The organism is Kitasatospora sp. NPDC028961 (assembly GCF_055564815.1).
Genome location: NZ_JBVHVO010000001.1, coordinates 727,798 through 751,865, shown reverse-complemented (window position 1 = coordinate 751,865; position 24,068 = coordinate 727,798). Strand labels below are relative to the sequence as shown.

Here is a 24,068-nt window from a genome sequence, read left to right as displayed (position 1 = left end):
CTGGGTTCTCCTCTCTCAGCTCAGGCCGGGGACGAACTGGACGACGAGGTCGATCAGCTTGATCCCGACGAAGGGGACGACCAGACCGCCGAAGCCGTAGACCCCGAGGTTGCGGCGCAGCAGGGAACTCGCTTCCGACGGGCGGTACTTGACCCCGCGCAGGGCGAGCGGGATCAGGCCGACGATGACCAGGGCGTTGAAGACGATCGCCGAGGTGATCGCGGACTGCGGGCTGTGCAGGCCCATGATGTTGAGCCTGTCCAGGCCCGGGTAGACCGCCGCGAACATCGCCGGGATGATCGCGAAGTACTTCGCGACGTCGTTGGCGATCGAGAAGGTGGTGAGCGCGCCGCGGGTGATCAGGAGCTGCTTGCCGATCTCGACGATCTCGATCAGCTTGGTGGGGTTGGAGTCCAGGTCGACCATGTTGCCGGCCTCCTTGGCCGCCATGGTCCCGGTGTTCATCGCGACGCCGACATCGGCCTGGGCGAGGGCGGGGGCGTCGTTGGTGCCGTCGCCGGTCATCGCGACCAGCTTGCCGCCCGCCTGCTCCTTCTTGATCAGGGCCATCTTGTCCTCGGGGGTGGCCTCGGCGAGGAAGTCGTCCACGCCCGCCTCCTCCGCGATCGCCCTGGCGGTCAGCGGGTTGTCGCCGGTGATCATGATGGTCTTGATGCCCATCCGGCGCAGCTCGTCGAACCGCTCCCGCATGCCCTCCTTGACCACGTCCTTGAGGTGGATGACGCCCAGTACCCGGGCCGGGGCCGAGGCCGTGCGCGTCGCCACCACCAGCGGTGTGCCGCCGGCCGCGGAGATGCCGTCGACCAGGGCGGAGACCTCGTCGGTGACCGTGCCGCCGTGGCCGGTGACCCAGTGGGTGACCGCGGCGGCCGCGCCCTTGCGGATCTGGTGGACCCCGTCGGCCTCGTCCAGGTCGACGCCGGACATCCGGGTCTGCGCGGTGAACGGCACCCAGGTAGCGTGCGTCAACTCGCCCTGGGCGCGGGCCCGCAGGCCGTAGCCGGTCTTGGCGAGGACGACGATCGAGCGGCCCTCCGGAGTCTCGTCCGCGAGGGACGACAGCTGGGCGGCGTCCGCGAGCCGCTCGGTGGAGACGCCCGTGGCGGAGAGGAACTCGGCGGCCTGGCGGTTGCCGAGGGTGATGGTGCCGGTCTTGTCGAGCAGCAGGGTGTTGACGTCGCCGGCGGCCTCGACGGCCCGGCCGGACATCGCCAGCACGTTGCGCTGGACCAGCCGGTCCATGCCCGCGATGCCGATCGCCGAGAGCAGCGCGCCGATGGTGGTCGGGATGAGCGCCACGATCAGCGCCACCAGCACGATCATCGACTGCGGCGCACCCGCGTAGGTGGCCATCGGCTGGAGCGTGACGACCGCGATCAGGAAGACGATCGTCAGCGAGGCCAGCAGGATGTTGAGCGCGATCTCGTTCGGCGTCTTCTGCCGGGCCGCGCCCTCGACCAGGGCGATCATCCGGTCGATGAACGACTTGCCGGGCTCGGAGGCGATCTTCACCACGATCCGGTCGGACAGCACCTTGGTGCCGCCGGTGACCGCGCTGCGGTCACCGCCCGACTCGCGGATCACCGGCGCGGACTCGCCCGTGATCGCCGACTCGTCCACCGAGGCGACCCCCTCGACGACGTCGCCGTCGCCGGGGATGATCTGCCCGGCCTCGACCACCACGTGGTCGCCCAGGCACAGCGCCGTCCCCGGCACCTCCTCCTCGGCCCGGCTCGCCGGCCAGTCGGTGAGCCGGCGGGCCATGGTGTCCGTCTTGGTCTTGCGCAGGGTGTCCGCCTGCGCCTTCCCGCGGCCCTCGGCCACCGCCTCGGCCAGGTTGGCGAAGACGGTGGTCAGCCAGAGCCAGACGGTGATCGACCAGGCGAAGACGGACGGGTCGGCGATCGCGGCGATCGTGGTCACGACCGAGCCGACCTCGACCACGAACATCACCGGGTTCCTGACCATCACCCGGGGGTCGAGCTTCTTCACCGCGTCGGGCAGCGACGAGACGATCAGCCTCGGGTCCAGCAGTCCGCCGGAGACCCTGTGCGGCGCCGCCGCGGGCGCCTGCGGCTGCGCGGCCGGCTTGTCGGTAAGGGTGGAGGACATCAGGAGAGACCTTCCGCGATCGGCCCGAGAGCCAGGGCCGGGAAGTAGGTGAGACCGACGACGATCAGGACGACGCCCGACAGCAGGCCCACGAACAGCGGCTTGTGGGTGGGCAGGGTGCCCGGGGTGGCGGGGACGGGCTGCTGGCTCGCGAGCGAGCCGGCCAGCGCCAGGACGAAGACCATCGGCAGGAACCGGCCGAACACCATCGCCAGTCCGATCGCGGTGTCGTACCAGTCGGTGTTCACCGTGATCCCGGCGAACGCCGAACCGTTGTTGTTCGCGCCCGAGGTGAACGCGTACAGCACCTCGGAGAAGCCGTGCGCACCGGAGTTGAGCATCCCGGCCCGCTCACCGGGCAGCGCCATCGCCACCCCGGTGCCCACCAGCACCAGCGTCGGCGTGGTCAGGATGTAGAGCGAGGCGAACTTCATCTCCCGCCCGCCCAGCTTCTTGCCCAGGTACTCCGGGGTGCGGCCGACCATCAGCCCGGCCACGAAGACCGCGACGATCGCCAGCACCAGCATCCCGTACAGGCCCGAACCGGTGCCGCCGGGCGCGATCTCGCCCAGCATCATGTTGAACATCGTCAGCCCGCCGCCGAACGGCGAGTACGAGTCGTGGAAGGAGTTCACCGCGCCGGTCGAGGTGAGCGTCGTCGAGGCCGCGAACAGGCTGGACGCCGCGATGCCGAACCGCTGCTCCTTGCCCTCCATCGCGCCGCCGGCCGCCTGCATCGCGGTACCGGAGTGCCGGGCCTCGGAGAGGGTGATCAGCGCGACCGAGGCGACCCAGAACAGACCCATCACCGCGACGATCGCGTAGCCCTGCCGGTGGTCGCCCACCATCTTCCCGAAGGCGCGCGGCAGCGCGAACGGGATCAGCAGGATCAGGAAGACCTGCAGCAGGTTGGTGAACCCGGTGGGGTTCTCGAACGGGTGCGCCGAGTTGGCGTTGTAGAAGCCGCCGCCGTTGGTGCCCAGCAGCTTGATGACCTCCTGCGAGGCCACCGCCCCGCCCGGGACCGCCTGCGGGTCGCCCGCCAGGGTGGTCACCTCGTGGAACCCGTGGAAGTTCTGCACCACCCCGTTCGCCACCAGGACCAGCGCGAAGACGATCGAGACCGGCAGCAGCAGCCGCAGCGTGATCCGGGTCAGGTCGACCCAGAAGTTGCCCACCCGGTCCGTCCGGTTGCGGGTGAAGCCCCGGATCAGCGCGGCCACCACGGCGATGCCGACGGCGGCGGAGACGAAGTTCTGCACCGCCAGGCCCGCCATCTGCGCCAGGTGCCCCATCGCGGACTCGCCGCTGTAGGACTGCCAGTTGGTGTTGGCGGTGAAGGAGATCGCGGTGTTCCACGCCTGGTGCCCCGACATCTGCGGGACCCCGAGGCTCAGCAGCAGGTGTCCCTGGAGCCGGATCAGGCCGTAGAGGAAGAGCACCGAGACGGCCGAGAAGGCCAGCACCGAGCGCAGGTAGACCGGCCACCGCTGGTCGGCGTCGCCGTCCACCCCGACGACCTTGTACAGGCCGCGCTCCGCTCTGAGGTGCTTGGACGTGGTCAGGATCCGGGCGACGTAGTCGCCCAGGGGCCGGTAGCACAGGGCCAGCGCGCCCACCAGGGCGACGACCTGCGACCAGCCCGCGAGAACGGAACCCATGTCAGAACTTCTCCGGGTAGATCAGCGCGACGACGAGGTAGCCGACGAGGGCGACGGCCACGATGAGACCTGCGACGTTCTCGGCGCTCACAGCTTCTCCACCCCCCGCGCGATCAGGGCGATGACGGCGAACACGGCGACCGTGACACCGACGTGGATGAGATCGGACATGGGCTCCACCACAGTGGTTCGGAGGTGGCCGCGGCCCGGCCCCTGCGGGCGGTCGACGCGGCACCGGCGGTGGGCCGGCCTCGCCAGCCAACCGCGCCTACGGACCGTCACCGCCGTTCTTGACGCCCTCCATACGGCGCCCGTTCGATTGTTGACGGGCTCCATACGGTGACTCCCCGCGCTGCCCTCACACCTCGCCCGTCGCGCTGCCTGGCGTCCCTCGGGACGGCCGCGCGGATACGCCGAGAGCCCCGGACCGCGTGGTCCGGGGCTCTCGGCGTGGTCCGGGGCTCAAGCTGGGACCGGCGGCGCCTCAGGCGTTCTCGGGCGCCGGCAGCCGCTCGTACTCCGACCGCGTCGCCGGCTCGCCGCGGCGGACCGCGCCGGGGGCCCGGCGGGACGGGTGGTGCGCCTTGCTGGAGGAGGTCAGCTGCCACGGCACGCTGATCACCATCACGCCCGGGGTGAAGAGCAGCCTGCTCTTCAGCCAGAGCGCCGACTGGTTGTGCAGCAGGTGCTCCCACCAGCGCCCGACCACGTACTCGGGGATGAAGACGGCCACCGCGTCCCGGGGGCTGGTCCGGCGGTACTCGCGCACGTACGCCACCACCGGCTTGGTGATCTCCCGGTACGGCGAGTCCAGCACCTTCAGCGGCACCCGGACGTCCAGTTCGCCCCACTGCCGCTCCAGTTCGCCGGTGGCCTCCCGCTCCACCGCCACGGTCAGCGCCTCCAGCGAGTCCGGCCGGAACGCCTCGGCGTAGCCGAGCGCCCGCAGGGTGGGCTTGTGCAGCTTGGAGACCAGCACGATCCCGTGCACCTGGGAGGGGCGCACCGAGTCGGCCTCCGGGTCGTCCACCGCCAGTTCCTCGGCGACGCGGTCATAGTGCCGGCGGATGCCCCGCATCATCACCCAGAGCACCACCGCCGCGACCACGGCCAGCCAGGCGCCCTGGGTGAACTTGGTGAGCAGCACGATGACCAGCACCAGCGCGGTGGTGACCGCGCCGAAGGCGTTGATCACCCGGGCGCGCTGGGCCGGGCCGCGCACGCCCGGCTCGGTCTCGGTGCGCAGCACCCGGTTCCAGTGCTTCACCATGCCGATCTGGGAGAGCGTGAACGAGGTGAAGACACCCAGGATGTAGAGGTGGATCAGGCTGGTGACGTCCGCCTCGTACAGCCAGAGCAGCCCGCCGGCCACCACCGCGAGGGCGATGATGCCGTTGGAGAAGGCGAGGCGGTCGCCGCGGGTGTGCATCTGCCGGGGCAGGTAGCGGTGTTCGGCCAGGATCGAGGCCAGCAGCGGGAAGCCGTTGAAGGCGGTGTTGGCCGCCAGGATCAGCACCAGCGCGGTGACGGCCTGGATGAAGTAGAAGAGGAAGCTCCGGTCGCCACCGAAGATCGCGGCCGCCAGCTGGGCGATCACGGTCTGCTGCGGCGCGGTGTGGCAGTCCCCCGCGAAGCCGGTCAACGTGCAGGCGTCGTCGGCGATGTGGACCTTGGACATCAGCGCCAGCGCGGTGATGCCGACGAACATGACCACGGCCGTGGTGCCCATCACGGCCATCGTGGCGGCGGCGTTCCTCGACTTGGGCGCCCGGAAGGCCGGTACGCCGTTGGAGATCGCCTCCACGCCCGTCAGTGCCGTGCAGCCCGAGGCGAACGCCCGCAGGCCCAGCATCAGCAGACCGAGGCCGGCCAGGGTGTCCTTGCCGTCCACCGGCAGGATCCCGTACGAGGCGCTGGCCGCCACCGGGGTGTCCCCGAAGAGCGCCTTGACCAGGCCGGTGACCACCATCAGCAGCATGCCGCCGATGAACAGGTACGTCGGCGCGGCGAAGGCCTTGCCGGACTCCCGGACCCCGCGCAGGTTCATCGCCGCGAGCAGCACGACGAAGGCGACCGCCAGTTCGACCCGGTGGTCGGCCAGCGAGGGCAGCGCCGAGATGATGTTGTCGACGCCCGAGGCCACCGACACCGCGACCGTCATCACGTAGTCGACCAGCAGCGAAGCCGCCACCACCAGGCCCGAGTTGGCGCCGAGGTTGCGGGACACCACCTCGTACGAGCCGCCGCCGCTCGGGTAGGCGTGGACGACCTGGCGGTAGGACATCACCACGACCGCCATCAGCGCGACCACACCGGCCGCGACCCACGGGGTCAGGTACAGGAAGGCGGTGCCACCGACGGTGAGCACCAGCAGGATCTCCTGGGTCGCGTAGGCGACCGAGGAGAGCGGGTCGGAAGCGAAGATCGGCAGCGCCAGCCGCTTGGGGAGCAGCGTCTCGCCCAGCTCCTCGCTGCGCATGGCTCGGCCGATCACTAGGCGCTTGAGCGCCTGGGGCAGGTTGAACACATGGGCGAGCGTAAGGGCGGAAAACGGACCGTCCATGGGCCCGAGCGGAGTACCGCGAGCGCCGGACACGCCCTTTGGGCGGGGTGTTCCCGCAGGTGGAAGCCGCTATGGGGGGCGTGCTCCGAGCGGTTCGGAGGCGTTTGGGGGGCGCTAAGGGGGGCCGTTAAGACATCGTCAAGATATGACAATCAGATAGGACATTTACGACATAGGCTCTCAATTCCCGCCTTCGCGAGCCACCCCCGGAGCATCGCCCCGACCGCCGGATCCACAGCCACAGCCGGCAGACCACCGCGTCGGTGTGCTGGAGCCGCGCCGCTCGCCGACGCCTCGTCGGCGGTTCCTGCGCGGGGTGGGCGGGCCGATGTCCCGGCGGGCGCCGGTTGGGAAGACGATCAGCTCGGACGGAGGACTCCCGGCGCACCTGGGCACGTCCGGAACTTCTCGGCGGGGAGGCTGAACGGCCCGGCCCCACCCCTCGGAGAACACTCTGCTGCCCCCAAGAAGCAATTGCAAGTGATGCGCAATTATGCCGATCCCTCCAGCGGGCTACGCTCCGCGCATGGATCACCACTCTGCGCAGGCGAGCCCGCTCCTCCTCATCGACCTCGACCACACCCTGGTCGAACGCGACGGCGGCACCGACGCCTGGGCCACCGCGTTCTGCACCGCCCACGGCCTCCCCCTCGACACCGCACCCACCATCGTCACGCTGGTGCGCGCCGACCGCTCCCCGGCCGGCTTCGCCGGGATCGCCGCCCGCTACGGCCTCCGGCAGACCGGCGAGGCCCTCTGGGAGGAACACGTCGCCCACGAGGCCGCCCGCACCCACCCGATCCCGGGCGTCCCCGCCGCCCTCACCGCCCTGCGCGAAGCCGGCTGGACCATCGGCGTCGTCACCAACGGCTACACCGACGTCCAGCGCGCCAAACTCGCCCGGACCGGCCTGCTCCCCGCCGTCGACGCCGTCTGCGTCTCCCAGGAGGCCGGCGCCCGCAAGCCCGACCCCGAGATCTTCCGCCTGGCCGCCGCCCGCCTCGGCCGCACCCTCACCCCGGACACCTGGATGGTCGGCAACAACCCCGCCACCGACCTGCTGGGCGCCCACGCCTGCGGCATCCGCTCCATCTGGATCACCCCCACCCCACCTCCGCCGCTCCCCCCGGCCCACCCCGCCCCCACCCACACCGCCCCCGACACCCCCACGGCGGCCGCCCTCCTCCTGGCCGCCCCCTGAGCCGCACCGGCCGCCCGCCGATGTCGGCCCCCTCGGGCAGGCTTCACCCATGCGCGCACCACGAGTCCAGTGCCCCGCCTGCGGCCGACCCGTCGCCCTGATGCCCACCCGCCGGGCCGGCTACGGCGTCATCCACGACCACAAGAGGGACCGCCGCTCCCTCCTCCTCTGCGAGGCGAGCATGCGACCCCTCCCGCTCTCCCGGGCCACCGCCTGGCAGGACGCCCTCCCCGGCGTCACCCCCGACCCCCCGGCCCCCACGCTCTTCTGACCCCCCGGCACCGCCGGACCCCGGGCGGCCGCACCCGAGATCCGTCCCCGGATACGACAAAACCGGCCCTGAACAACGTTTCCGCTGTTCAGGGCCGGTCTGGTAATCCAGTGGCTGGTGCAGGGTTCGAACCTGCGTAGCTTACGCGGCAGATTTACAGTCTGCTCCCTTTGGCCGCTCGGGCAACCAGCCAGGATTTGGTGTCTCGCGGGGCTTGCCCCGTTCGACTCCGTAAACGATACCTGATGCCGGGGGGTGGTTCGCCACCTGGTTGGTCACGTGATGATCAACGGATGTGGCGTGGCTGTCGGGGGCGGGGGCGGGGTGGTGCTGGATAGGCTGGGGCTGCGGGCGTCCGGTGGGGCGGGCCGTGTCAGTGAAGCCAGAGCATCAAGGAGACCAACACCCATGGCCGACTCCAGTTTCGACATCGTCTCGAAGGTCGAGTGGCAGGAGGTCGACAACGCGATCAACCAGACCTCGCGTGAGATCGCCACCCGCTTCGACTTCAAGAACGTCGGCGCCGAGATCAGCCGCTCCGGCGAAACGATCGAGATGAAGGCCAGCGGCGAGGAGCGGGTGAAGGCCATTCTGGACGTGCTGCAGAGCAAGTTCATCAAGCGTGGCCTGTCGCTGAAGGCGCTGGACGCCAAGGAGCCGCAGCTGTCCGGCAAGGAGTACAAGATCTTCGCGGACGTGAAGGAGGGCATCTCCCAGGACGATGCCAAGAAGGTCGCGAAGATCATCCGTGACGAGGGCCCGAAGGGCGTCAAGGCCCAGGTCCAGGGCGACGAGCTCCGCGTGACCTCGAAGAGCCGCGACGACCTGCAGACCGTCCAGGCCCTGCTCAAGGGCAAGGACCTCGACTTCGCGCTCCAGTACGTGAACTACCGCTAGCAAACCGCGCTGACCTGCGGAAACGCTAGCTCTCCCGGCAGGGAGGGCACCTCGAGGACACAGCGCCGCAATCTTGAGCGCTGCCCGTGATGCTGCCCTCCCTGTCTGGCGTCCATGCCAGGCTGGGGGAATGCTCTCCGACTCCGCCACGCCAAACGACTGGCACATCTCAACCGAGCTGGCACCCCTCGACGGCAACGAGTCCTTTCGAGGCACTGATGCCGGCGCGGTGCTGGACTTCTGGCGCTATGCGATGCCCGACCTGCGGGTTAACACCACCCGGGGCCTCCTCGCGGAATTCCTGGTCCACCGCGCGGTCGGCGCTGTGGCACGCAACATGGAATGGGAGAGCTTCGACGTCCTGACGCCGGACGGGATCAAGATCGAGGTCAAGACCAGCGCCTACCTCCAAGCCTGGGGCCAGCGTCGGCTGTCGGAGATTCGCTTCTCCCGGCTACGCGGACGCACCTGGACTCCCGAGGACGGTGGCTCGGCAGAGCAGTCCTACAACGCGGATGTCTACGTCTTCGCTCTCCATACCGCGCTTAGCCACGCCGACTACGATCCGCTCGATGTCGGCCAGTGGGACTTCTACGTCGCCGCTCGCACCCTCATTCAAGCCACCGGCCAGGCCAGTCTGGCCCTTGCTTCGGTACGCCGGCTGTGTGGCGAACCCATCCACTACGAAAAGCTCGCGGTCCGGATCGCGACCTGCGCCCTCCGATCGTCCTCGACCGGAGGAGCCACCGAGTCTGCCATCAGCGGTGCGTGACAGGACAACCGGAATGCCAGCGAGCGGGACGCACGCAGCAATCGAACTCCTCCCCCCGCAGGGCCTTGTCGGCAACCCGCACGAGGGTCTCCAACACCGACACCCAGGCGGCACGGCGGATCGCCTCACCGCGCTCATTGGCAAAGACGAGCAGCGCCTTCCGCCGCTTCCACTTGGAGGGGTGCGGGTCGGTGCGAGACGACCGCCGAGCCCGTCTCCGGCCCGAAGATCACATCCAGCAGCACAACCAGGTGGCTCGACTGCGGGGATCTTCGCCGCAGGGCTGCTAGAGCAGCCCATCTACGCCATACACGAAAACGCTAGCCCTAACCTCCCCAATGCCATGGCGGCCACGCAATGGCTGCGTCAAGGGAGCAGACCGCGCCGGGCTCGCATCGCGATGCGGTCCTGCTGCCGCGCCATCCAGAGCAAGGCCAAGCGAACTATCAAAGCGGCGAAGCCGACGAACGCGGTCCACTGCAGACCTTCGGCGGCCGCGCCAACTGCCGCCTTGCTTGCATCTCCACGACTGAGGCCGAACAAGACACCGCACCACATGGCAGTGCCAATCGTGAACACGACCGCCATCACGCCCATGAGTCGGGCCGTACTGCGGCAAGTGGCAGCAGCCTCAAGCGCTTGGTAAGCACTACCGTCCTGTAGCGGACCCCCCTCCGGGGAGGGCTCGGCTTCGGCCAGCCCTGGGGTATCCCCGCCAACGACTCCGCCCCTGTCGGGCGCGTCGCGACTGACACCAGCGTTATGCCCCTGGTCGGCTCGTTCCCCGGCCCTGCTGCCGCGGCCGGAGCCCATGCCCTGACGCCGCTCGAACGCTGCCCGCCGCCGCAGTCGCTCCCAGTCCTGGAGGCTCCTGTGCTTGCGGGTTGGACTGCGCTTCGACGCGGCGCCCTCCAGTACCTCAACAAGGACACGGAACACAGCTGGGTCGGACGGCACAGACCTGCCACTGAGCCATTCGCTCAGTGAGGACTTTGAGAACGTCACAGACCCGACGCGCCTACTGAGCCTGATGGTCTCGTTCAGGGAGCACCCCGAAGCCTCCCTCAGAGCCTTCAGCTCTCTCGCGAGCTCCTCCGCAGCGCCATCCGGCGTGCTTCCCCCGTCTGCTCCGAACACTCGCCGAACTCTAGCCGAACCCCTCGCTACCAGGGCCTTCATGTGCTCCGACAGCGAACCCGCTCGCCGGACCCCACTGCGGTCCAGTGCACTGCTCCACGACGAGCCGGCATCTCTGTCGGACCAGCTTGAGGAGCGCCTCTATGAACGACCGTCACCTCGCTCGCCCTGTCGTGCGCACCCTGCGGGCCATCACCCGTCATCCGACCACCACCATGGTGGTGCGCCTGCTGCTCACCACCGTCATTCGGGTCATCGCGGACACCCTGACTCGCTCCTGATTTCTCCCGTTCTGCCGCCACGGCGGGCATAAGACCACGCCTTCACGGGTGTCGTAGCTCCGGTTCGCAGCCCGGCACGACAGGACCCACCAGGCACATGCGGGCGGAAAACGGCGCTGAGCAGTGAAACCTCTCTACGAGAGTTTTCCCAGGTCAGAGCCATGATCACCGACTATCTGCAGGTCGGCGCGGCGCTGGTCCAGGACGTGAACTACCGCTAGGTCCCGTCGGGACGCGCAGCGGCGACGGCCCCCCGGACACCGTGTGGTGTCCGGGGGCCGTCGTGTCGGGCGGTGGGTCAGGGGCCGGTGAGGCGGGTGACCGTGCCGGTGGTGGTCGCGACGGTGTCGGGGGCCAGAGCCGTGACGGCCTGCTGGACGGCGGCCGGGTCCGGCTTGGCGGCCGTGGCAGCGTCGACCAGGGCCTTGGCCTTGGTCCCGAGCGAGGCGAGCCGGTCCTCCAGGGCCAGCGGCGGGAGCGCGGGGGTGGTGGTGCGCGGGGGCTCCGCCGCCGGCTGCTGGTCCAGCGGGGCCGGGGCGGGCACGGGGGCCGCCACCGGGGCCGCGGGCAGCTGGGCGAGCAGGCCCTTCGTCGCCGTGTCGAGCGTGGCGAGCAGCTGCTGGAGGACGCCGAGGTCGGGGCTGCCGGTCGGCGGGGTGGCGGCCGAGAGCAGGCCGCTGACCAGCTTGAGGACGTCGCCGAGGCCGCCCAGCACCCCGAGCGCGGCGGCCGGGTCGGGCACGGCGGTCGGCGCCGCGGCGAGGTCGGGTGCGGCGGGGAGCGCCGGAGCCGGGGCGGAGACCGGCGGGGCCGCGACCGGCGGCACGCCGACCGGCAGCGGGACGTCCGTGAGGATCGCGGGGGGCGAGCTGGCGGGGGTGAAGGCCGCGGCTTCATTGCCGGCGGCGGTGGCGGACGCCGTGGCGACCGGGGTCAGCGCGATGGCTGCGGTCAGCGCGGCGGCCATCCAAGTGGCACGCATGGGTGATGCTTCCTCTCGATGCGAATCAGGCGAAATGCCTGATTCACACGTTGGGGCAAGCCAGTTGACCCAGCCACCGCGGGTACGCCGAACGGTTCACGCCCCGTCGGGAGCGGCCCAGCCGTCGGTGCGGCGGTGGGCGGACAGGCCGACCGCCTCGAACTCGTCGTGGTGGTGGGCGTCCACGACGCGGGCGCCGATGCGCCGCAGGGCGCGGGAGATCGGGGTGCCCTCGGGCGGGCTGGGTTCGAACTCGCCGCTGACGAGCGGGCCCAGGTCGAGTCGGCCGTCGGCCCAGACGGCGGCGCGCTGGGTGCCGCTGCCACCGAAGTAGTCGGCCTCCACGCAGGCGATCGGACCGGCCTTGGACCACGCGGCGAGCCGGCGTTCGAGACCGTCCGGGAACCAGTCGAAACCGGACTCACCGCCGAACCCGGGCTCACCGCGGCCGAACTGGAGCGCGGACAGGAAGGCGGGGGTGGCCGGTATCAGGGCCAACCCCTGGGCCAGCGGACTGAGACGGGCGGCCGGGACCTCCGCGGCGGCCACCGCGAGCAGCTCCGCCGAACCGATCAGCGCCTGAAGTTCGTACGACATTCAGTCATCCTGAACCAAGGCACTGACACTCCGCCCGGCATTTACCATTCCGTACCCGGACGGGTAGGGCCCGGACGGCGCGGCTCCGCGTTCGGGCGCCCCGGGCAGGGCCCGGACAGGGCTTCCGGCAGGGCTTCCGACAGGGCCCCGGACGCGGCGGCACCGCGCGAACGGACCCCGGCAGTCCTGACCGCCGGAGGCACGCGGGACGGCCGACCGGGACGGCCGACCAAGACGGCCGACCGGGCACCGGGGCCCCCGCGGGCCAAACCTCCGCCGCACATCCCTGACAGTCGCTCACCCGAGCGGCCGCACGCCGCATGCGACACCCCCGGCAACCGGGTGAACTGGCCGGGTACGGCCCGCCCCCGGGGCTCTCCCGGGGCGAACCCCACCGCCGGAGCGGACCCCCGGTGGACGTACCCCGGGCCGCACCCGAGGAGGACGCATGAGTTCGATGGAGGCACCCTCGCCCGGCCGGGGCAGCCCCGGCCCGAGCGCCGCCCGCAGGAGCGGCGGCGCGGTCGCCACCCGGATGGCGGGCGCACCACGGATGTCCTGGCTGACGCTGGCGCTGATGACGACCAGCTCCGTGGCCAGCCTCCGGGCCGCGCCGACCATGGCGGTCTACGGCCTGGCCTGCGTCTTCCTCTACCTCGTCCCCGCGATCGTCTTCCTGCTGCCGACCGCGCTGGTCTCCGCCGAGCTGGCCTCCGGCTGGGAGGGCGGCGTCTACCGGTGGGTGTCGGAGGGCCTGTCGAAGCCGCTGGGCTTCCTCGCCGTCTGGTGCCAGTTCGCGATGACGATCTTCTACTACCCGTCGCTGCTCGCGTACGTGGCCTCGACGATCGCCTACGTGGTCAACCCGGCGCTGGCCAGCAACGGGCCCTACACCGCTGTCGTGATCATGGTGCTGTACTGGACCGGCGTCTGGGTCTCCTCGCGCGGGACGAAGGCCGTGGCCGGCCTCTCCTCCTGGGGCCTGGTGATCGGCACCCTGATCCCCGGCACGCTGCTCGTGGTGCTCGGCCTCGTGTTCCTCGGCCAGGGCAACACCTCGGCCGCCCCGATGAACGCCGCGCACCTCTTCCCGCAGTGGACCGGCCTGGCCAGCCTGGTGCTGATCGTCAACAACTTCCTCAGCTACTCCGGCATGGAGATGAACGCGGTGCACGTCTCCTCGCTCCGCGATCCGGCCCGGGAGTTCCCGCGGTCGATGTTCACCGCCTCCGGGATGGTCCTGCTGATCTTCATCCTGCCCGCGCTGGCGATCAGCTGGGTGGTGCCGTCCAGCCAGCTGAGCCTGACGGCCGGCGTGATGCAGGCCTTCGACTCCTTCTTCCAGTACTTCCACATCGGCTGGCTCACCCCGGTGATCGCGGTGGCGCTGATCGCCGCCTCCCTCGGCGGCATGCTCACCTGGCTCGCCGGACCGTCCAAGGGCCTGCTGATGATCTCCCGCCAGGAGGGCTACCTGCCGCCGTTCCTGCAGCGGCTGAACAAGGAGGGGATCCAGCAGAACCTGCTGGTCACCCAGGGTGTGGTCACCACGGTCATCGCCCTCGCCTACGCCCTGATCCCGAACGTCTCCAGCGCCTACTGGATCTTCTCGGTGATCACCACGCAGGTCTACCTGATCGTCTACCTGCTGATGTTCGCCGCCGCGATCCGGCTGCGCCGCACCCAGCCGGACCACCCCCGCGGCTACCGCGCCCCGGCGCTGGTCCCGGTCTGCGTGACCGGCCTGATCGCCTCGGCGGCCGCGATGGCGATCGGGTTCGTCCCGTCCTCGCAGTTCGGCAGCGGCAGTGTCTGGTCGTACGTCGCGATCGTCGGCGGCGGCCTGGTGCTGCTCGGCCTGGTGATCCCCTACCTGTTCCTGAGGCTGCGCAAGCCCTCCTGGCGCAACGCCGACGCCCAGGCCGAACTGGCCGAGCAGGAGGCCGAGGAGCGGCGCGGCACCACCGGAGGTGCGGCATGACCGGCACCATGATGGCCTCCCGCCACCGCTGGATCTACCTGGGCGCGATCGTCCTGCTGGTCGGCATGCTGATCACCGGTCTGCTGACGTACTCCCAGCTGCACAGCACCAACGAGGCCAACGACAAGGCCAAGCAGCTCTCGTCCGCGCTGACGGCGGCCGGCTACCCGGTCCCCAGCCAGAGCCAGATCGTGCACACCCTGGGCGAGGACGGCGGCGCGGTCTGCGAGAACCCGGCCGACGCGCTGAACCAGGCGCAGTGGAAGTACGGGATGTCCAACGGCGCGGGCGGTCCCGGGCAGCGGCCGGTGCTCTCCGACCGCGAGGTGGTGTTCGCGGAGTCGATCGTGCTCTCGGTGTACTGCCCGGACAAGCTCGCCGACATCCGGCAGAAGATCGACGACCTCAAGCTCCGTGACACCGTGCGCAATTGACGATCAGCCCACCGAACCGACCGATCGCCCAGGAGCCGTACCCATGACCGACGAACTCGCCCGCCGGATCGCCGCCCTGATGCCCCGGGCCAAGGACGACCTGGCCGAGCTGGTCGCCATCCCCTCCGTCGCCGACCCCCGCCAGTACCCGCCGGAGAAGTGCCGCGAGGCCGCCGAGTGGGTCGCCGCCGCCTTCACCCGGGCCGGGCTGCGCGACGTCCACCTGGAGGAGACGCCGGACGGCAGCCACGCCGTGATCGGCCACCGCCCGCCGCCGCCCGGCGCCCCGACCGTCCTGCTCTACTGCCACTACGACGTCCAGCCGCCGCTCGACGACGCCGCCTGGACCTCCCCGCCGTTCGAGCTCACCGAGCGCGACGGCCGCTGGTACGGCCGCGGCACCGCCGACTGCAAGGGCAACATCGTCATGCACCTCACCGCCCTGCGGGCGCTCGGCGACGACCTCCCGGTCGGCATCAAGTTCGTCGCCGAGGGCTCCGAGGAGCAGGGCACCGGCGGGCTGGAGGCGTACGTGCCGCCGCACGCGGGCGAGTTGCACGCCGACGCCCTGCTGGTCTGCGACACCGGGAACGCGGCGGTCGGCGTGCCGACCGCCACCACCTCGCTGCGCGGGGTCACCAACGTGGTGATCGGCGTCTCGACCCTCGCCGGCGACGTGCACTCCGGCATGTTCGGCGGGCCCGCCCCGGACGCCCTGGCCGCGCTGATCCGCGCCCTCGACTCGCTGCGCGACGCCGAAGGCGGCACCCGGATCGACGGCCTGGACTCCACCGGCACCTGGCGCGGCGTCGGCTACGACGAGCAGCAGTTCCGCACCGACGCCGGAGTCCGGGAGGGCGTCCGGCTGACCGGTTCCGGCACCGTCGCCGACCGGCTCTGGGCCAGGCCCGCCGTCACCGTGCTCGGCATCGACTGCCCCCCGGTGGTCGGCTCGGCGGCCGCCGTCCCGGCCACCTCCCGCGCCCGGGTCAGCCTGCGGGTGCCGCCCGGCACCGACGCGCGGGCCGCCCAGGACGCGCTGACCGCGCACCTGAAGGCCGCCGTGCCGTGGGGCGCGCAGGTCACGGTCGAGCCGGAGAGCGTCGGTTCGCCGTTCCAGGCCTCCACCGGCGGGCCGGCGTACCAGGCGCTGGACCGGGCCATGCGGGAGGTCTACGGCAAGCCGATCTCCTTCCTCGGCCAGGGCGGCTCGATCCCGCTCTGCAACGTGTTCGCCCGCACCTACCCGGACGCGGAGATCATCCTGATGGGCGTCGAGGAGCCGCGCTGCCTGATCCACGCGCCCAACGAGAGCGTCGATCCCGGCGAGATCGAACACATGGCCCACGTCGAGGCGTTGTTCCTCCGGCACTACGCCGAGTCCGCCCGGACGTGAGGGAGTTCGGTACGCGCGACAGCCCCTGCCCGGCGGCCGGCCCGGTCCGGACGGCCACCGGTCCGGGACCGGTTCCAGAACGGGAAGGACGGCGAGGAAGACAGCGGGAAAGACAGCGGGAAAGACAGCGGGGAAGACCCCACGGGACAGAAGCGGAATTCCGGTACGGGGCAGACGCAGCACTTCCGGTACGGGACAGACGCAGAGAGGAACCCTCATGCCACGACCGTTCACCACCGAGGACTACACCGCCCGGATGGTCCGGGCCACCGCCGACGCGGCCGCCGCCGGACTCAGCGGCCTGGTCGTCGCCCCCGGCCCCGACCTGGTCTACCTCTGCGGCTACCAGCCGACCGCGATCACCGAACGGCTGACCGCGCTGCTCCTCACCGACGGCCGCGAACCAGCCCTGATCGTCCCCAAGTTGGAGCGGCCCGACGCCGAACGGGCCACCGGCGCCCCCGGCCTGCGGCTGCTCGACTGGACGGACGGCGAGAGCCCCTACGACACCGCCGTCCCGCTGCTCGACCCCGCCGGCCGCTACGGCGTCTCGGACAACGCCTGGGCGATGCACCTGCTCGGCCTCCAGGCCGCCCTGCCGGGCGCCGGCTGGACCTCGCTCACCGAGGCGCTGCCGATGCTCCGGGCGGTCAAGGACACCGACGAGCTGGAGCGGCTGGCCGCGGCCGGCGGCGCCGCGGACGCCGCCTACCGCGGCATCCTGGAGGTGCGGTTCGCCGGCCGGCGGGAGACCGACGTGGCCGCCGACCTCAGCGCCCTGCTCATCCAGTACGGGCACAGCCAGGTCGACTTCACCGTGGTCGGCTCCGGCCCCAACGGCGCCAACCCGCACCACGAGGCGGGTGACCGGGTCATCGAGGCCGGGGACACCGTCGTCCTGGACTTCGGCGGCCTCAAGGACGGCTACGGCTCCGACACCACCCGGACGGTGCACGTCGGCACGGACGTCCCGGCCGAGGTGCGGACGGTGCACGACGTCGTCCGGCAGGCGCAGCAGACCGCGTTCGAGGCGGTCCGGCCCGGCGTGACCTGCCAGGAGATCGACCGGATCGCCCGCCGGGTGATCACCGAGGCCGGGTACGGCGAGTACTTCATCCACCGCACCGGGCACGGCATCGGCATCACCACGCACGAGCCGCCCTACCTGGTCGAGGGCGAGGAGCAGCCGCTCGTCCCGGGGATGTGCTTCTCGATCGAGCCCGGTGTCTACCTGCCCGGCCGCTTCGGGGTGCGGATCGAGGACATCGTGACGGTGACCGACCAGGGCGGCCGGCGGTTCAACAACACGCCCCACGAGCTGGGCACCGTCTCCTGACCACTGCCGACCGGCCCCGCGACCTGCGGCGGAGTCCGCCCGCACCGCGCCGCACGGGGCCGATCGGGCGGGCCGGGCCGTTCCGCTGTCCGGCGTCTTTCTGAGTCTTTGCTGGACGACAGGCCGTTCGCGTGAAGAGTTCTCAAAGAATGCCTTGCTAGCTTCGGCTGGCATGACCAAACTGCTCCGCCCGGCGCCGCCCCCACCCGCGAGCGCCGGGCGGCTGCGTCCGGTGACCCGGCCGCTGCCCGGTGCGCGCGCCAGCGCACTGACGCGGCTGCGGCTCCTGGCGTGGCCGCTCTACCTCGTCGCCCTGCTCTGGTACGTGCGCGCGTACGGCCTGCCGTACTCCAACGACGTGGTCTTCTGCTGGCTGATCGGCGCGCTGCTGGCCGCCGCCGTGCACAGCGGCCACGGGACGCGCGGCTTCCTGCTGGTGCTGCGCGACTGGGTGCCGGTGATGGCCGTCGTCTGGGCGTACTCGCTACTGCGCGGGTACGGCGCGCACACCCCGTGGGCCCCGCACTGGCGGCCGCAGCTGCGCGCGGACGAGCTGCTCGGCTTCGGTGAGACCTGGACGGTCCGGCTGCAGCACGGGCTCTACACCGCCGGTTCGCCGCACTGGTACGACTACGCGGCGGTCCTCGTCTACATGTCGCACTTCTTCATGATCTTCGTGGTGCTGGCCGTGCTCTGGCGGCGCCGCCACGACCGGTTCCGGCACCTGCTCACCTGCTACCTCGCGCTGACCTTCGCCGGTTTCGCGACGTACATCCTGTTCCCGGCCGACCCGCCGTGGCTCACCGCGCAGGAGGGCCACATGCCGGCGCTCACCCGGGTGGTGTCGGACGTGCTGACGCAGAGCGGGCTGCCCCGGGCCGGGTCGGTCTTCGAGAACGGCAGCCGGTTCGCCAACGACGTCGCCGCGATGCCCTCGCTGCACTCCGCGTACCCGGCGATGCTGCTGTTCTTCTTCTGGCCGACGGCCGCGCGGTGGGTCCGCGTGCTGCTGGTCGCGTACCCGCTCGCGATGGCGTTCACCCTGGTCTACGGGGCTGAGCACTTCATCGTCGACGTCTTCGCCGGCTGGGCGTACGCGGCGGCGGTGGTCTACGGCGTGCGGTGGCTGCGCGCACGGCGCCGGGCCCGGCTGCTGGCGGTGGCCGTACCGGGGTAGCCGCGCCGCCCGGCCGGGTGCGGATCGCACCACCCCCGTACCCGGCCGGCGGCCGCCACCGGCAGACTGGACGGGTGACCGAGACGCCCAGGAAGCCCACGCAGGACCAGCTGCTCGCCGCTCGCGACAGCACCATCGCGGACATCGTCGGCCCCGGGCTCCGGGTGCTGTTCTGCGGGATCAACCCCGGCCTCTGGTCGGGCGCCACCGGTCACCACTTCGCCCGGCCGGGCAACCGGTTCTGGCCCGCGCTGCACCGCTCCGGCTTCACCCCGCGCCAGTTCCGCCCGGACGAGCAGCGCGAGCTGCTCGACCTCGGCCTCGGCATCACCAACGTCGCCCCGCGCACCACCGCCAAGGCGGACGAGCTCACCGCCGACGAACTGCGCGAGGGCGGCGCCGCGCTCGCCGCCCGCGTCCTGGCGCTGCGCCCGCGGGCGCTGGCCGTGCTCGGCATCGGCGCGTACCGGACGGCCTTCGGCCGGCGGACGGCGGCGGTCGGCCGGCAGCCGGAGGGCCTCGGCGAGACCGAGGTCTGGGTGCTGCCCAACCCGAGCGGGCTCAACGCGCACTACACGCTGGACGCGCTGGCGCGGGAGTTCCGGCGGCTGCGCGAGGCCGTGGAGTGACCGGGGCCGGGACCGCCGGAGGGCCGGCAACCGGCCCGCGGGGGCGGTTCAGCGCGCGCCGAACCGCTCGTCGGTGGGTACCACCTCGCGCCCCAGCGGCATCAGCGAGATCGGGATCATCTTGAGGTTGGCCCAGCCGAACGGGATCCCGATGATCGACACGAACAGCGGGATGCTCGTCGCGATGTGCGCCAGCGCCAGCCACCAGCCCGCGAACACCAGCCAGATCACATTGCCCACGCAGGACGCCGCCCCGGCCTCCGGCCGCTCCACCGTCGTCCGGCCGAACGGCCAGATCACGAAACCGGCGATCCGGAACGAGGCGATGCCGAACGGGATCGTGACGATGAGGACGCAGCAGATGATGCCGGCGATGACGTAGCCGAGCGCCATCCAGATCCCGCAGAAGATCAGCCAGATGGCGTTCAGGACGAACTCGATCACCTTCATGGTGGGCACCCTCTCACGACGGACGGCCGACCCCTATGACGTGCCATGCCCGCTGTCCGCCGTGTCTACGCCGCCGCCCGCCGACCCGGCCGCAGAACCGACGACCGAACCGACCGCCGAACCGGCCCGCCACGCGCGGTCCGCCGGTGCCGGGCCCCTACAGCGGGGTGACGGCCTTCAGCACCAGCAGCAGCGCCACCGCCGCGTTGACCGCGCAGAGCGCCGACGCGGCCGTGCCGATCGCCGCCACCATGGCCGCGAGGCCCGCCCGGGTGTGGGCCGGCGGCCAGTTCCGCGAGGACGGCACCGGGCCGAGCAGCGCGGCCACCCGGCGCGGCACCGGGCCGGGCACGGCCCCCGGCGCGGCGAAGGCGGCGAAGCCGGGAGCGGGCGCCCGGTGCGAGACCAGCGCCGCCCGGGCCACCGCCCGGGCCGTGATCCGCCGGTCGCCGACCGCCTGGGCAGACTCCTCGTCCGCCCACCGCTCCGCGCTGTACGCCACCGCCTGCTGCAGGGGCCGCAGGAACGGGTTGACGCAGCCCGCGAGTTGGGTGATCAGCAGATAGCGGTGGTGCCGGTGCTCCAGGTGCGCCCGCTCGTGCGCGAGCAGCGCCTCGCGCTCGTCGGCCGCCAACCCGGCCAGCATCCCGGTGGAGACCACCACCCGCCCCGGCGAGCCGGGCAGCGCGTAGGCGTAGGGCCGGTCGTCCGGCAGCACCGCGAGGTCGTCCGGGAGCCCGGCGCCGGGCGTGTCGCCGAGTCCGTACCCGGCGGTCCCGGCGAGTCCGTACCCGGTCGTGCCGCCGAGGTCGCGGCCGAGCGCCCGGCGGGCCCGGGCCCGGATCCTCAGGTGTCGCACCACCGTGCGCAGACAGGCCCCGGCCACCACGGCCAGGACGCAGATCGCCGCCGTGCCGACCGTCTCGTGGTACGGCAGCGCCGCCCGCACCTCCGGGTCGGACCAGCTGTCCGGCAGCGGGTTGCCCGGGATCTGGGCGGTGCCCACCACCCCGGTCAGGCCGAGGCAGACGGCGCTGCACAGCGCCATCACCGCACTGATCACGGTCAGCAGCCGGGACGCCCCGCGCGGATGCAGGTGCTGTTCGGTGAGCCGGGCGATCGGGACGGCGGTCAGCGGCAGGATGAGAGGGAGGAAGACGAAGACGCCCACGGGTCAGCTCTCGTGGTCGGCCACTGCCGGGTCGGCACCGGCGCTGTCCAGCAGCGTCCGCAGCAGCTCCTCGTCGTGCGGCAGCAGGGCGGTGACGAAGCTGGCCAGGACGGCGTCCCGGTCCGGCTCGCCGTCCAGCATCCGGCGCATCCGCAGTGCGGCCAGCCCGGCCGCGTCGGAGGACGCCTGCCAGAGGTAGGAGCGGCCCGAACGGGTCCGCGAGACGGCCTTCTTGGCGTGCAGCCGGGACAGGATGGTCATCACGGTGGTGTACGCCAGGCCACCGTCCAGCCGCTCCTGCACCCAGACCGCGGTGGCCGGGCCGGGCGCCCGCTGGAGCACCGCCAGCACCTGGGCCTCCAGCTCGCCCTGGCCTCGCCGGCGGGCCCGTGGATCCCCGGCCGCCGGGGCGTGCCTCTCCTCTGCCATGACGGCCACTCCCTCCGGATGCCGCGCCCCGCAGCCGGCGGGACGCGCTCTCATCCTAACGAGCGGCCGCCGGCCGCCCACCGGCCCGCTCAGACCAGCGGCTCACGGGCGTTCTGCCGCCGGTCCAGCTCGGCGATCCCGGGGTGGTGCAGGTCGAAGGCCGGGGACTCCGAGCGGATCCGGGGCAGGGTGACGAAGTTGTGCCGCGGCGGCGGGCAGGAGGTGGCCCACTCCAGCGACCGCCCGTACCCCCACGGGTCGTCCTCGGTGACCCTGCGGCCGTACCGCGCGGTGTGCCAGACGTTGTAGAGGAACGGCAGGGTGGAGATGCCGAGCAGGAAGGAGCCGATGCTGGAGACGGTGTTCAGCGTGGTGAAGCCGTCCGAGGCCAGGTAGTCGGCGTAGCGGCGGGGCATGCCCTCGGCGCCCAGCCAGTGCTGCACCAGGAAGGTGGCGTGGAAGCCGACGAAGAGCGTCCAGAAGTGGATCCGCCCGAGCCGCTCGTCCAGCATCCGTCCGGTGAACTTGGGCCACCAGAAGTGGAAGCCGGCGAACATCGCGAAGACCACGGTGCCGAAGACCACGTAGTGGAAGTGGGCGACGACGAAGTACGAGTCCGAGACGTGGAAGTCGATCGGCGGCGCCGCGAGCAGGACCCCGGTCAGCCCGCCGAACAGGAAGGTGACCAGGAAGCCGACCGTCCAGAGCATCGGGGCCTCGAAGCTCAGCGAGCCCTTCCACATGGTGCCGATCCAGTTGAAGAACTTCACCCCGGTCGGCACCGCGATCAGCATCGTCATGATCGAGAAGAACGGCAGCAGCACCTGGCCGGTGACGAACATGTGGTGCGCCCAGACCGTGATCGACAGGCCGGTGATGGCGATGGTGGCGGCGATCAGCCCGGAGTAGCCGAAGACCGGCTTGCGGCTGAAGACCGGGATGATCTCGGTGACGATGCCGAAGAACGGCAGCGCGATGATGTACACCTCCGGGTGCCCGAAGAACCAGAACAGGTGCTGCCAGAGCAGCGCCCCGCCGTTCGCCGCGTCGAAGACGTGCGAGCCGAACTTGCGGTCCGACTCCAGGCAGAGCAGCGCGGCCGCCAGCACCGGGAAGGCGAAGAGCACCAGGACGGCGGTGAGCAGGATGTTCCAGACGAAGATCGGCATCCGGAACATCGTCATCCCGGGGGCCCGGAGGCAGACGATCGTGGTGATGAAGTTGACCGAGCCGAGGATGGTCCCGAAGCCGGAGAAGGCCAGGCCCATGATCCACAGGTCCGCGCCGAGGCCCGGGCTGTGCTCGGCGCTGTTCAGCGGCGCGTAGGCGAACCAGCCGAAGTCGGCCGCGCCGTCCGGGGTGACGAAGCCGTAGAGGGCGATCAGCGAGCCGAACAGGTAGAGCCAGTAGGCGAGCGCGTTCAGCCGGGGGAAGGCCACGTCGGGCGCGCCGATCTGCAACGGCATGATCCAGTTGGCGAAGCCGGCGAACAGCGGGGTCGCGAACATCAGCAGCATGATCGTGCCGTGCATGGTGAAGAGCTGGTTGAACTCCTCGTTGGAGAGCAGTTGCAGCCCCGGCCGGGCCAGCTCGATCCGCATCAGCATCGCCATCAGCCCGCCGACCAGGAAGAACAGGAACGCGGTGGTGATGTAGAGGGTGCCGATCCGCTTGTGGTCGGTGGTGGTGAGCCAGCCCACCAGGGCCCGGCCGCGCCGTCGGCGCGCGGCCGCCCGCCGGCGGTCCAGTCGCGGCGTGCGCGACGGGCGCGGAGCCCGCTCCACGGCGTCCTTCGGCAGGAGAGTCACGCGGCGCACCTTCCGTACTCGGGGCCGGGCCCCGGTCGAGCCCGCCGGCCCGGGCCCGGACAGCAGTCGGACAACGACTACCAGCCGCCGCCCGGCCCCGCCGGGGGCGCGCGGGGCCGGTCACCCGAACAGGCGCGGTCCGGTTGCCCGGCGCCCGGCCGCGGCGGACGGTCGAGGTCCGTACCCCTTTCCGTGCGCCTGTTCGCCCGTCGGTCCGGCTCCGGCCGGGTACCGCCGACGACGCCGGCCCGCGGCCCAGGAGGAGTCCATGAGCACCTCGTCGCCCACCCCCGACCAGCCCCCGCCCCGGCGCTCCGGCACCGGGGCGCCGCCCCCGCCGCCATCGGCCGACCGGTTCCGTGACTGGGCCCCCGGCCTGGTGATGTTCGCGGGTGTGCTGATGCTCATCAACGGCTTCATGGAGGCGGTGCGGGGCATCATGGCGGTCGCCGACGACGACATCTTCGTCTCGACCCCGCGCTACGTCTTCCGCTTCGACCTCACCGGGTGGGGGTGGGTGCACATCGTCATCGGCGCCCTGGTCGCGGTGGTCGGTGCCTTCGTCCTCAAGGGCGCCGCCTGGGCCCGCTGGGCCGGTGTGTTCCTCACCGCGCTGAGCGCCCTGGACAACTTCCTGGCCCTGCCGTACTACCCGCTCTGGTCGATCGTGGTGATCGCCCTGGACGTCTTCGTCATCTGGGCGCTCTGCGTCTACCGGCCGGAGGACGACGTGTACTGACCGGCCGCACCGACCCGCCCCGC

23 protein-coding genes, 1 tRNA gene and 1 pseudogene are annotated in these 24,068 nt (G+C 71.5%); 12 read left to right on the top strand and 13 right to left on the bottom strand.

From position 1 onward, the window contains the following. Positions 1–15: 15 nt before the first annotated feature. From kdpB to ACZ4UX_RS03355, 4 genes are all read right to left on the bottom strand, one after another. Positions 16–2,133 (bottom strand): potassium-transporting ATPase subunit KdpB, encoded by a 2,118-nt coding sequence (kdpB, locus tag ACZ4UX_RS03370; protein WP_465705259.1) that lies wholly within the window; start codon positions 2,131–2,133, stop codon positions 16–18. Further along, a complete protein-coding gene (kdpA, locus tag ACZ4UX_RS03365) occupies positions 2,133–3,794 on the bottom strand; it encodes a potassium-transporting ATPase subunit KdpA (RefSeq protein ID WP_396485687.1) in 1,662 nt (553 codons plus the stop codon). The genes kdpB and kdpA overlap by 1 nt, the downstream gene beginning before the upstream one ends. A gap of 1 nt (position 3,795) precedes the next feature. After that, positions 3,796–3,885 carry a K(+)-transporting ATPase subunit F gene (kdpF, locus tag ACZ4UX_RS03360; RefSeq protein WP_238863773.1) on the bottom strand — a complete coding sequence of 30 codons (90 nt, stop codon included), beginning with the start codon at positions 3,883–3,885 and terminating at the stop codon, positions 3,796–3,798. Positions 3,886–4,278: 393 nt separating this feature from the next. After that, positions 4,279–6,357: an APC family permease gene (locus ACZ4UX_RS03355; RefSeq protein ID WP_359803425.1), complete on the bottom strand. Its 2,079-nt coding sequence runs from the start codon at positions 6,355–6,357 to the stop codon at positions 4,279–4,281. 526 nt (positions 6,358–6,883) lie between these two features. Here ACZ4UX_RS03355 and ACZ4UX_RS03350 point away from each other — a divergent pair. Next, positions 6,884–7,558 (top strand): HAD family hydrolase, encoded by a 675-nt coding sequence (locus ACZ4UX_RS03350; RefSeq protein ID WP_465705256.1) that lies wholly within the window; start codon positions 6,884–6,886, stop codon positions 7,556–7,558. Positions 7,559–7,607: 49 nt separating this feature from the next. Continuing rightward, positions 7,608–7,829 (top strand): hypothetical protein, encoded by a 222-nt coding sequence (locus ACZ4UX_RS03345; protein WP_329488197.1) that lies wholly within the window; start codon positions 7,608–7,610, stop codon positions 7,827–7,829. Positions 7,830–7,940: 111 nt separating this feature from the next. On the opposite strand, the gene ACZ4UX_RS03340 is transcribed toward ACZ4UX_RS03345, so the two are convergent. Further along, positions 7,941–8,021 (bottom strand) — tRNA-Tyr (locus ACZ4UX_RS03340). A 216-nt stretch (positions 8,022–8,237) separates the two neighbouring features. Here ACZ4UX_RS03340 and ACZ4UX_RS03335 point away from each other — a divergent pair. Continuing rightward, positions 8,238–8,726 (top strand): YajQ family cyclic di-GMP-binding protein, encoded by a 489-nt coding sequence (locus ACZ4UX_RS03335; RefSeq protein WP_329488198.1) that lies wholly within the window; start codon positions 8,238–8,240, stop codon positions 8,724–8,726. Positions 8,727–8,856: 130 nt separating this feature from the next. Then, entirely contained in the window at positions 8,857–9,498 is a 642-nt protein-coding gene (locus tag ACZ4UX_RS03330; RefSeq protein ID WP_465705254.1) for a hypothetical protein, read from the top strand. 366 nt (positions 9,499–9,864) lie between these two features. Here the strand turns inward: ACZ4UX_RS03330 and ACZ4UX_RS03325 are convergent, their stop codons facing one another. Together ACZ4UX_RS03325 and ACZ4UX_RS03320 are read right to left on the bottom strand one after the other, a co-directional pair. Next, positions 9,865–10,095 carry a hypothetical protein gene (locus ACZ4UX_RS03325; RefSeq protein WP_465705423.1) on the bottom strand — a complete coding sequence of 77 codons (231 nt, stop codon included), beginning with the start codon at positions 10,093–10,095 and terminating at the stop codon, positions 9,865–9,867. Positions 10,096–10,425: 330 nt separating this feature from the next. Further along, positions 10,426–10,677 (bottom strand): annotated as a pseudogene (locus ACZ4UX_RS03320) (helix-turn-helix domain-containing protein); the annotation flags it as partial. A gap of 101 nt (positions 10,678–10,778) precedes the next feature. On the opposite strand from ACZ4UX_RS03320, the gene ACZ4UX_RS03315 reads away from it, so the two are divergent. Continuing rightward, positions 10,779–10,916, top strand: a complete 138-nt coding sequence (locus tag ACZ4UX_RS03315) for a hypothetical protein (protein ID WP_465705252.1) — start codon at positions 10,779–10,781, stop codon at positions 10,914–10,916. A gap of 298 nt (positions 10,917–11,214) precedes the next feature. Here ACZ4UX_RS03315 and ACZ4UX_RS03310 read toward each other — a convergent pair whose 3' ends face one another. Both ACZ4UX_RS03310 and ACZ4UX_RS03305 read right to left on the bottom strand, forming a co-directional pair. Then, positions 11,215–11,898, bottom strand: a complete 684-nt coding sequence (locus ACZ4UX_RS03310; RefSeq protein WP_465705250.1) for a hypothetical protein — start codon at positions 11,896–11,898, stop codon at positions 11,215–11,217. Positions 11,899–11,994: 96 nt separating this feature from the next. Next, positions 11,995–12,495 (bottom strand): hypothetical protein, encoded by a 501-nt coding sequence (locus tag ACZ4UX_RS03305; protein WP_465705248.1) that lies wholly within the window; start codon positions 12,493–12,495, stop codon positions 11,995–11,997. 448 nt (positions 12,496–12,943) lie between these two features. Here ACZ4UX_RS03305 and ACZ4UX_RS03300 point away from each other — a divergent pair, with 448 nt between their 5' ends. The 6 genes from ACZ4UX_RS03300 to mug all read left to right on the top strand — a co-directional run bounded on the left by ACZ4UX_RS03300 (position 12,944) and on the right by mug (position 19,448). Beyond that, on the top strand, positions 12,944–14,476 hold the full coding sequence (locus ACZ4UX_RS03300) for a glutamate/gamma-aminobutyrate antiporter GadC (protein WP_380382346.1): 1,533 nt from the start codon (positions 12,944–12,946) through the stop codon (positions 14,474–14,476). After that, entirely contained in the window at positions 14,473–14,910 is a 438-nt protein-coding gene (locus ACZ4UX_RS03295) for a hypothetical protein (protein WP_329488201.1), read from the top strand. Before ACZ4UX_RS03300 ends, ACZ4UX_RS03295 begins: the two co-directional genes overlap by 4 nt. A gap of 43 nt (positions 14,911–14,953) precedes the next feature. After that, on the top strand, positions 14,954–16,306 hold the full coding sequence (locus ACZ4UX_RS03290; protein WP_465705246.1) for a M20/M25/M40 family metallo-hydrolase: 1,353 nt from the start codon (positions 14,954–14,956) through the stop codon (positions 16,304–16,306). 217 nt (positions 16,307–16,523) lie between these two features. Then, entirely contained in the window at positions 16,524–17,642 is a 1,119-nt protein-coding gene (locus ACZ4UX_RS03285) for an aminopeptidase P family protein (protein ID WP_465705244.1), read from the top strand. Between the two features lie 172 nt (positions 17,643–17,814). Then, positions 17,815–18,819 (top strand): phosphatase PAP2 family protein, encoded by a 1,005-nt coding sequence (locus tag ACZ4UX_RS03280; RefSeq protein ID WP_465705242.1) that lies wholly within the window; start codon positions 17,815–17,817, stop codon positions 18,817–18,819. A 74-nt stretch (positions 18,820–18,893) separates the two neighbouring features. Next, the gene (mug, locus tag ACZ4UX_RS03275; protein WP_465705240.1) at positions 18,894–19,448 is read left to right on the top strand and encodes a G/U mismatch-specific DNA glycosylase; all 555 of its coding nucleotides are present in this window, start codon (positions 18,894–18,896) and stop codon (positions 19,446–19,448) included. A gap of 48 nt (positions 19,449–19,496) precedes the next feature. Here the strand turns inward: mug and ACZ4UX_RS03270 are convergent, their stop codons facing one another. The 4 genes from ACZ4UX_RS03270 to ctaD all read right to left on the bottom strand — a co-directional run bounded on the left by ACZ4UX_RS03270 (position 19,497) and on the right by ctaD (position 23,246). After that, complete coding sequence (locus tag ACZ4UX_RS03270; protein WP_329488206.1) at positions 19,497–19,898, bottom strand: YccF domain-containing protein; 402 nt, start codon at positions 19,896–19,898, stop codon at positions 19,497–19,499. Between the two features lie 157 nt (positions 19,899–20,055). Then, positions 20,056–21,069 (bottom strand): M56 family metallopeptidase, encoded by a 1,014-nt coding sequence (locus ACZ4UX_RS03265; RefSeq protein WP_465705238.1) that lies wholly within the window; start codon positions 21,067–21,069, stop codon positions 20,056–20,058. Between the two features lie 3 nt (positions 21,070–21,072). Further along, positions 21,073–21,498 carry a BlaI/MecI/CopY family transcriptional regulator gene (locus tag ACZ4UX_RS03260; protein WP_329488209.1) on the bottom strand — a complete coding sequence of 142 codons (426 nt, stop codon included), beginning with the start codon at positions 21,496–21,498 and terminating at the stop codon, positions 21,073–21,075. Between the two features lie 89 nt (positions 21,499–21,587). After that, complete coding sequence (ctaD, locus tag ACZ4UX_RS03255) at positions 21,588–23,246, bottom strand: aa3-type cytochrome oxidase subunit I (RefSeq protein ID WP_329492142.1); 1,659 nt, start codon at positions 23,244–23,246, stop codon at positions 21,588–21,590. A gap of 328 nt (positions 23,247–23,574) precedes the next feature. Here ctaD and ACZ4UX_RS03250 point away from each other — a divergent pair, with 328 nt between their 5' ends. Then, positions 23,575–24,045, top strand: a complete 471-nt coding sequence (locus tag ACZ4UX_RS03250) for a DUF7144 family membrane protein (RefSeq protein ID WP_465705236.1) — start codon at positions 23,575–23,577, stop codon at positions 24,043–24,045. The last annotated feature ends 23 nt before the right edge of the window (positions 24,046–24,068 follow it).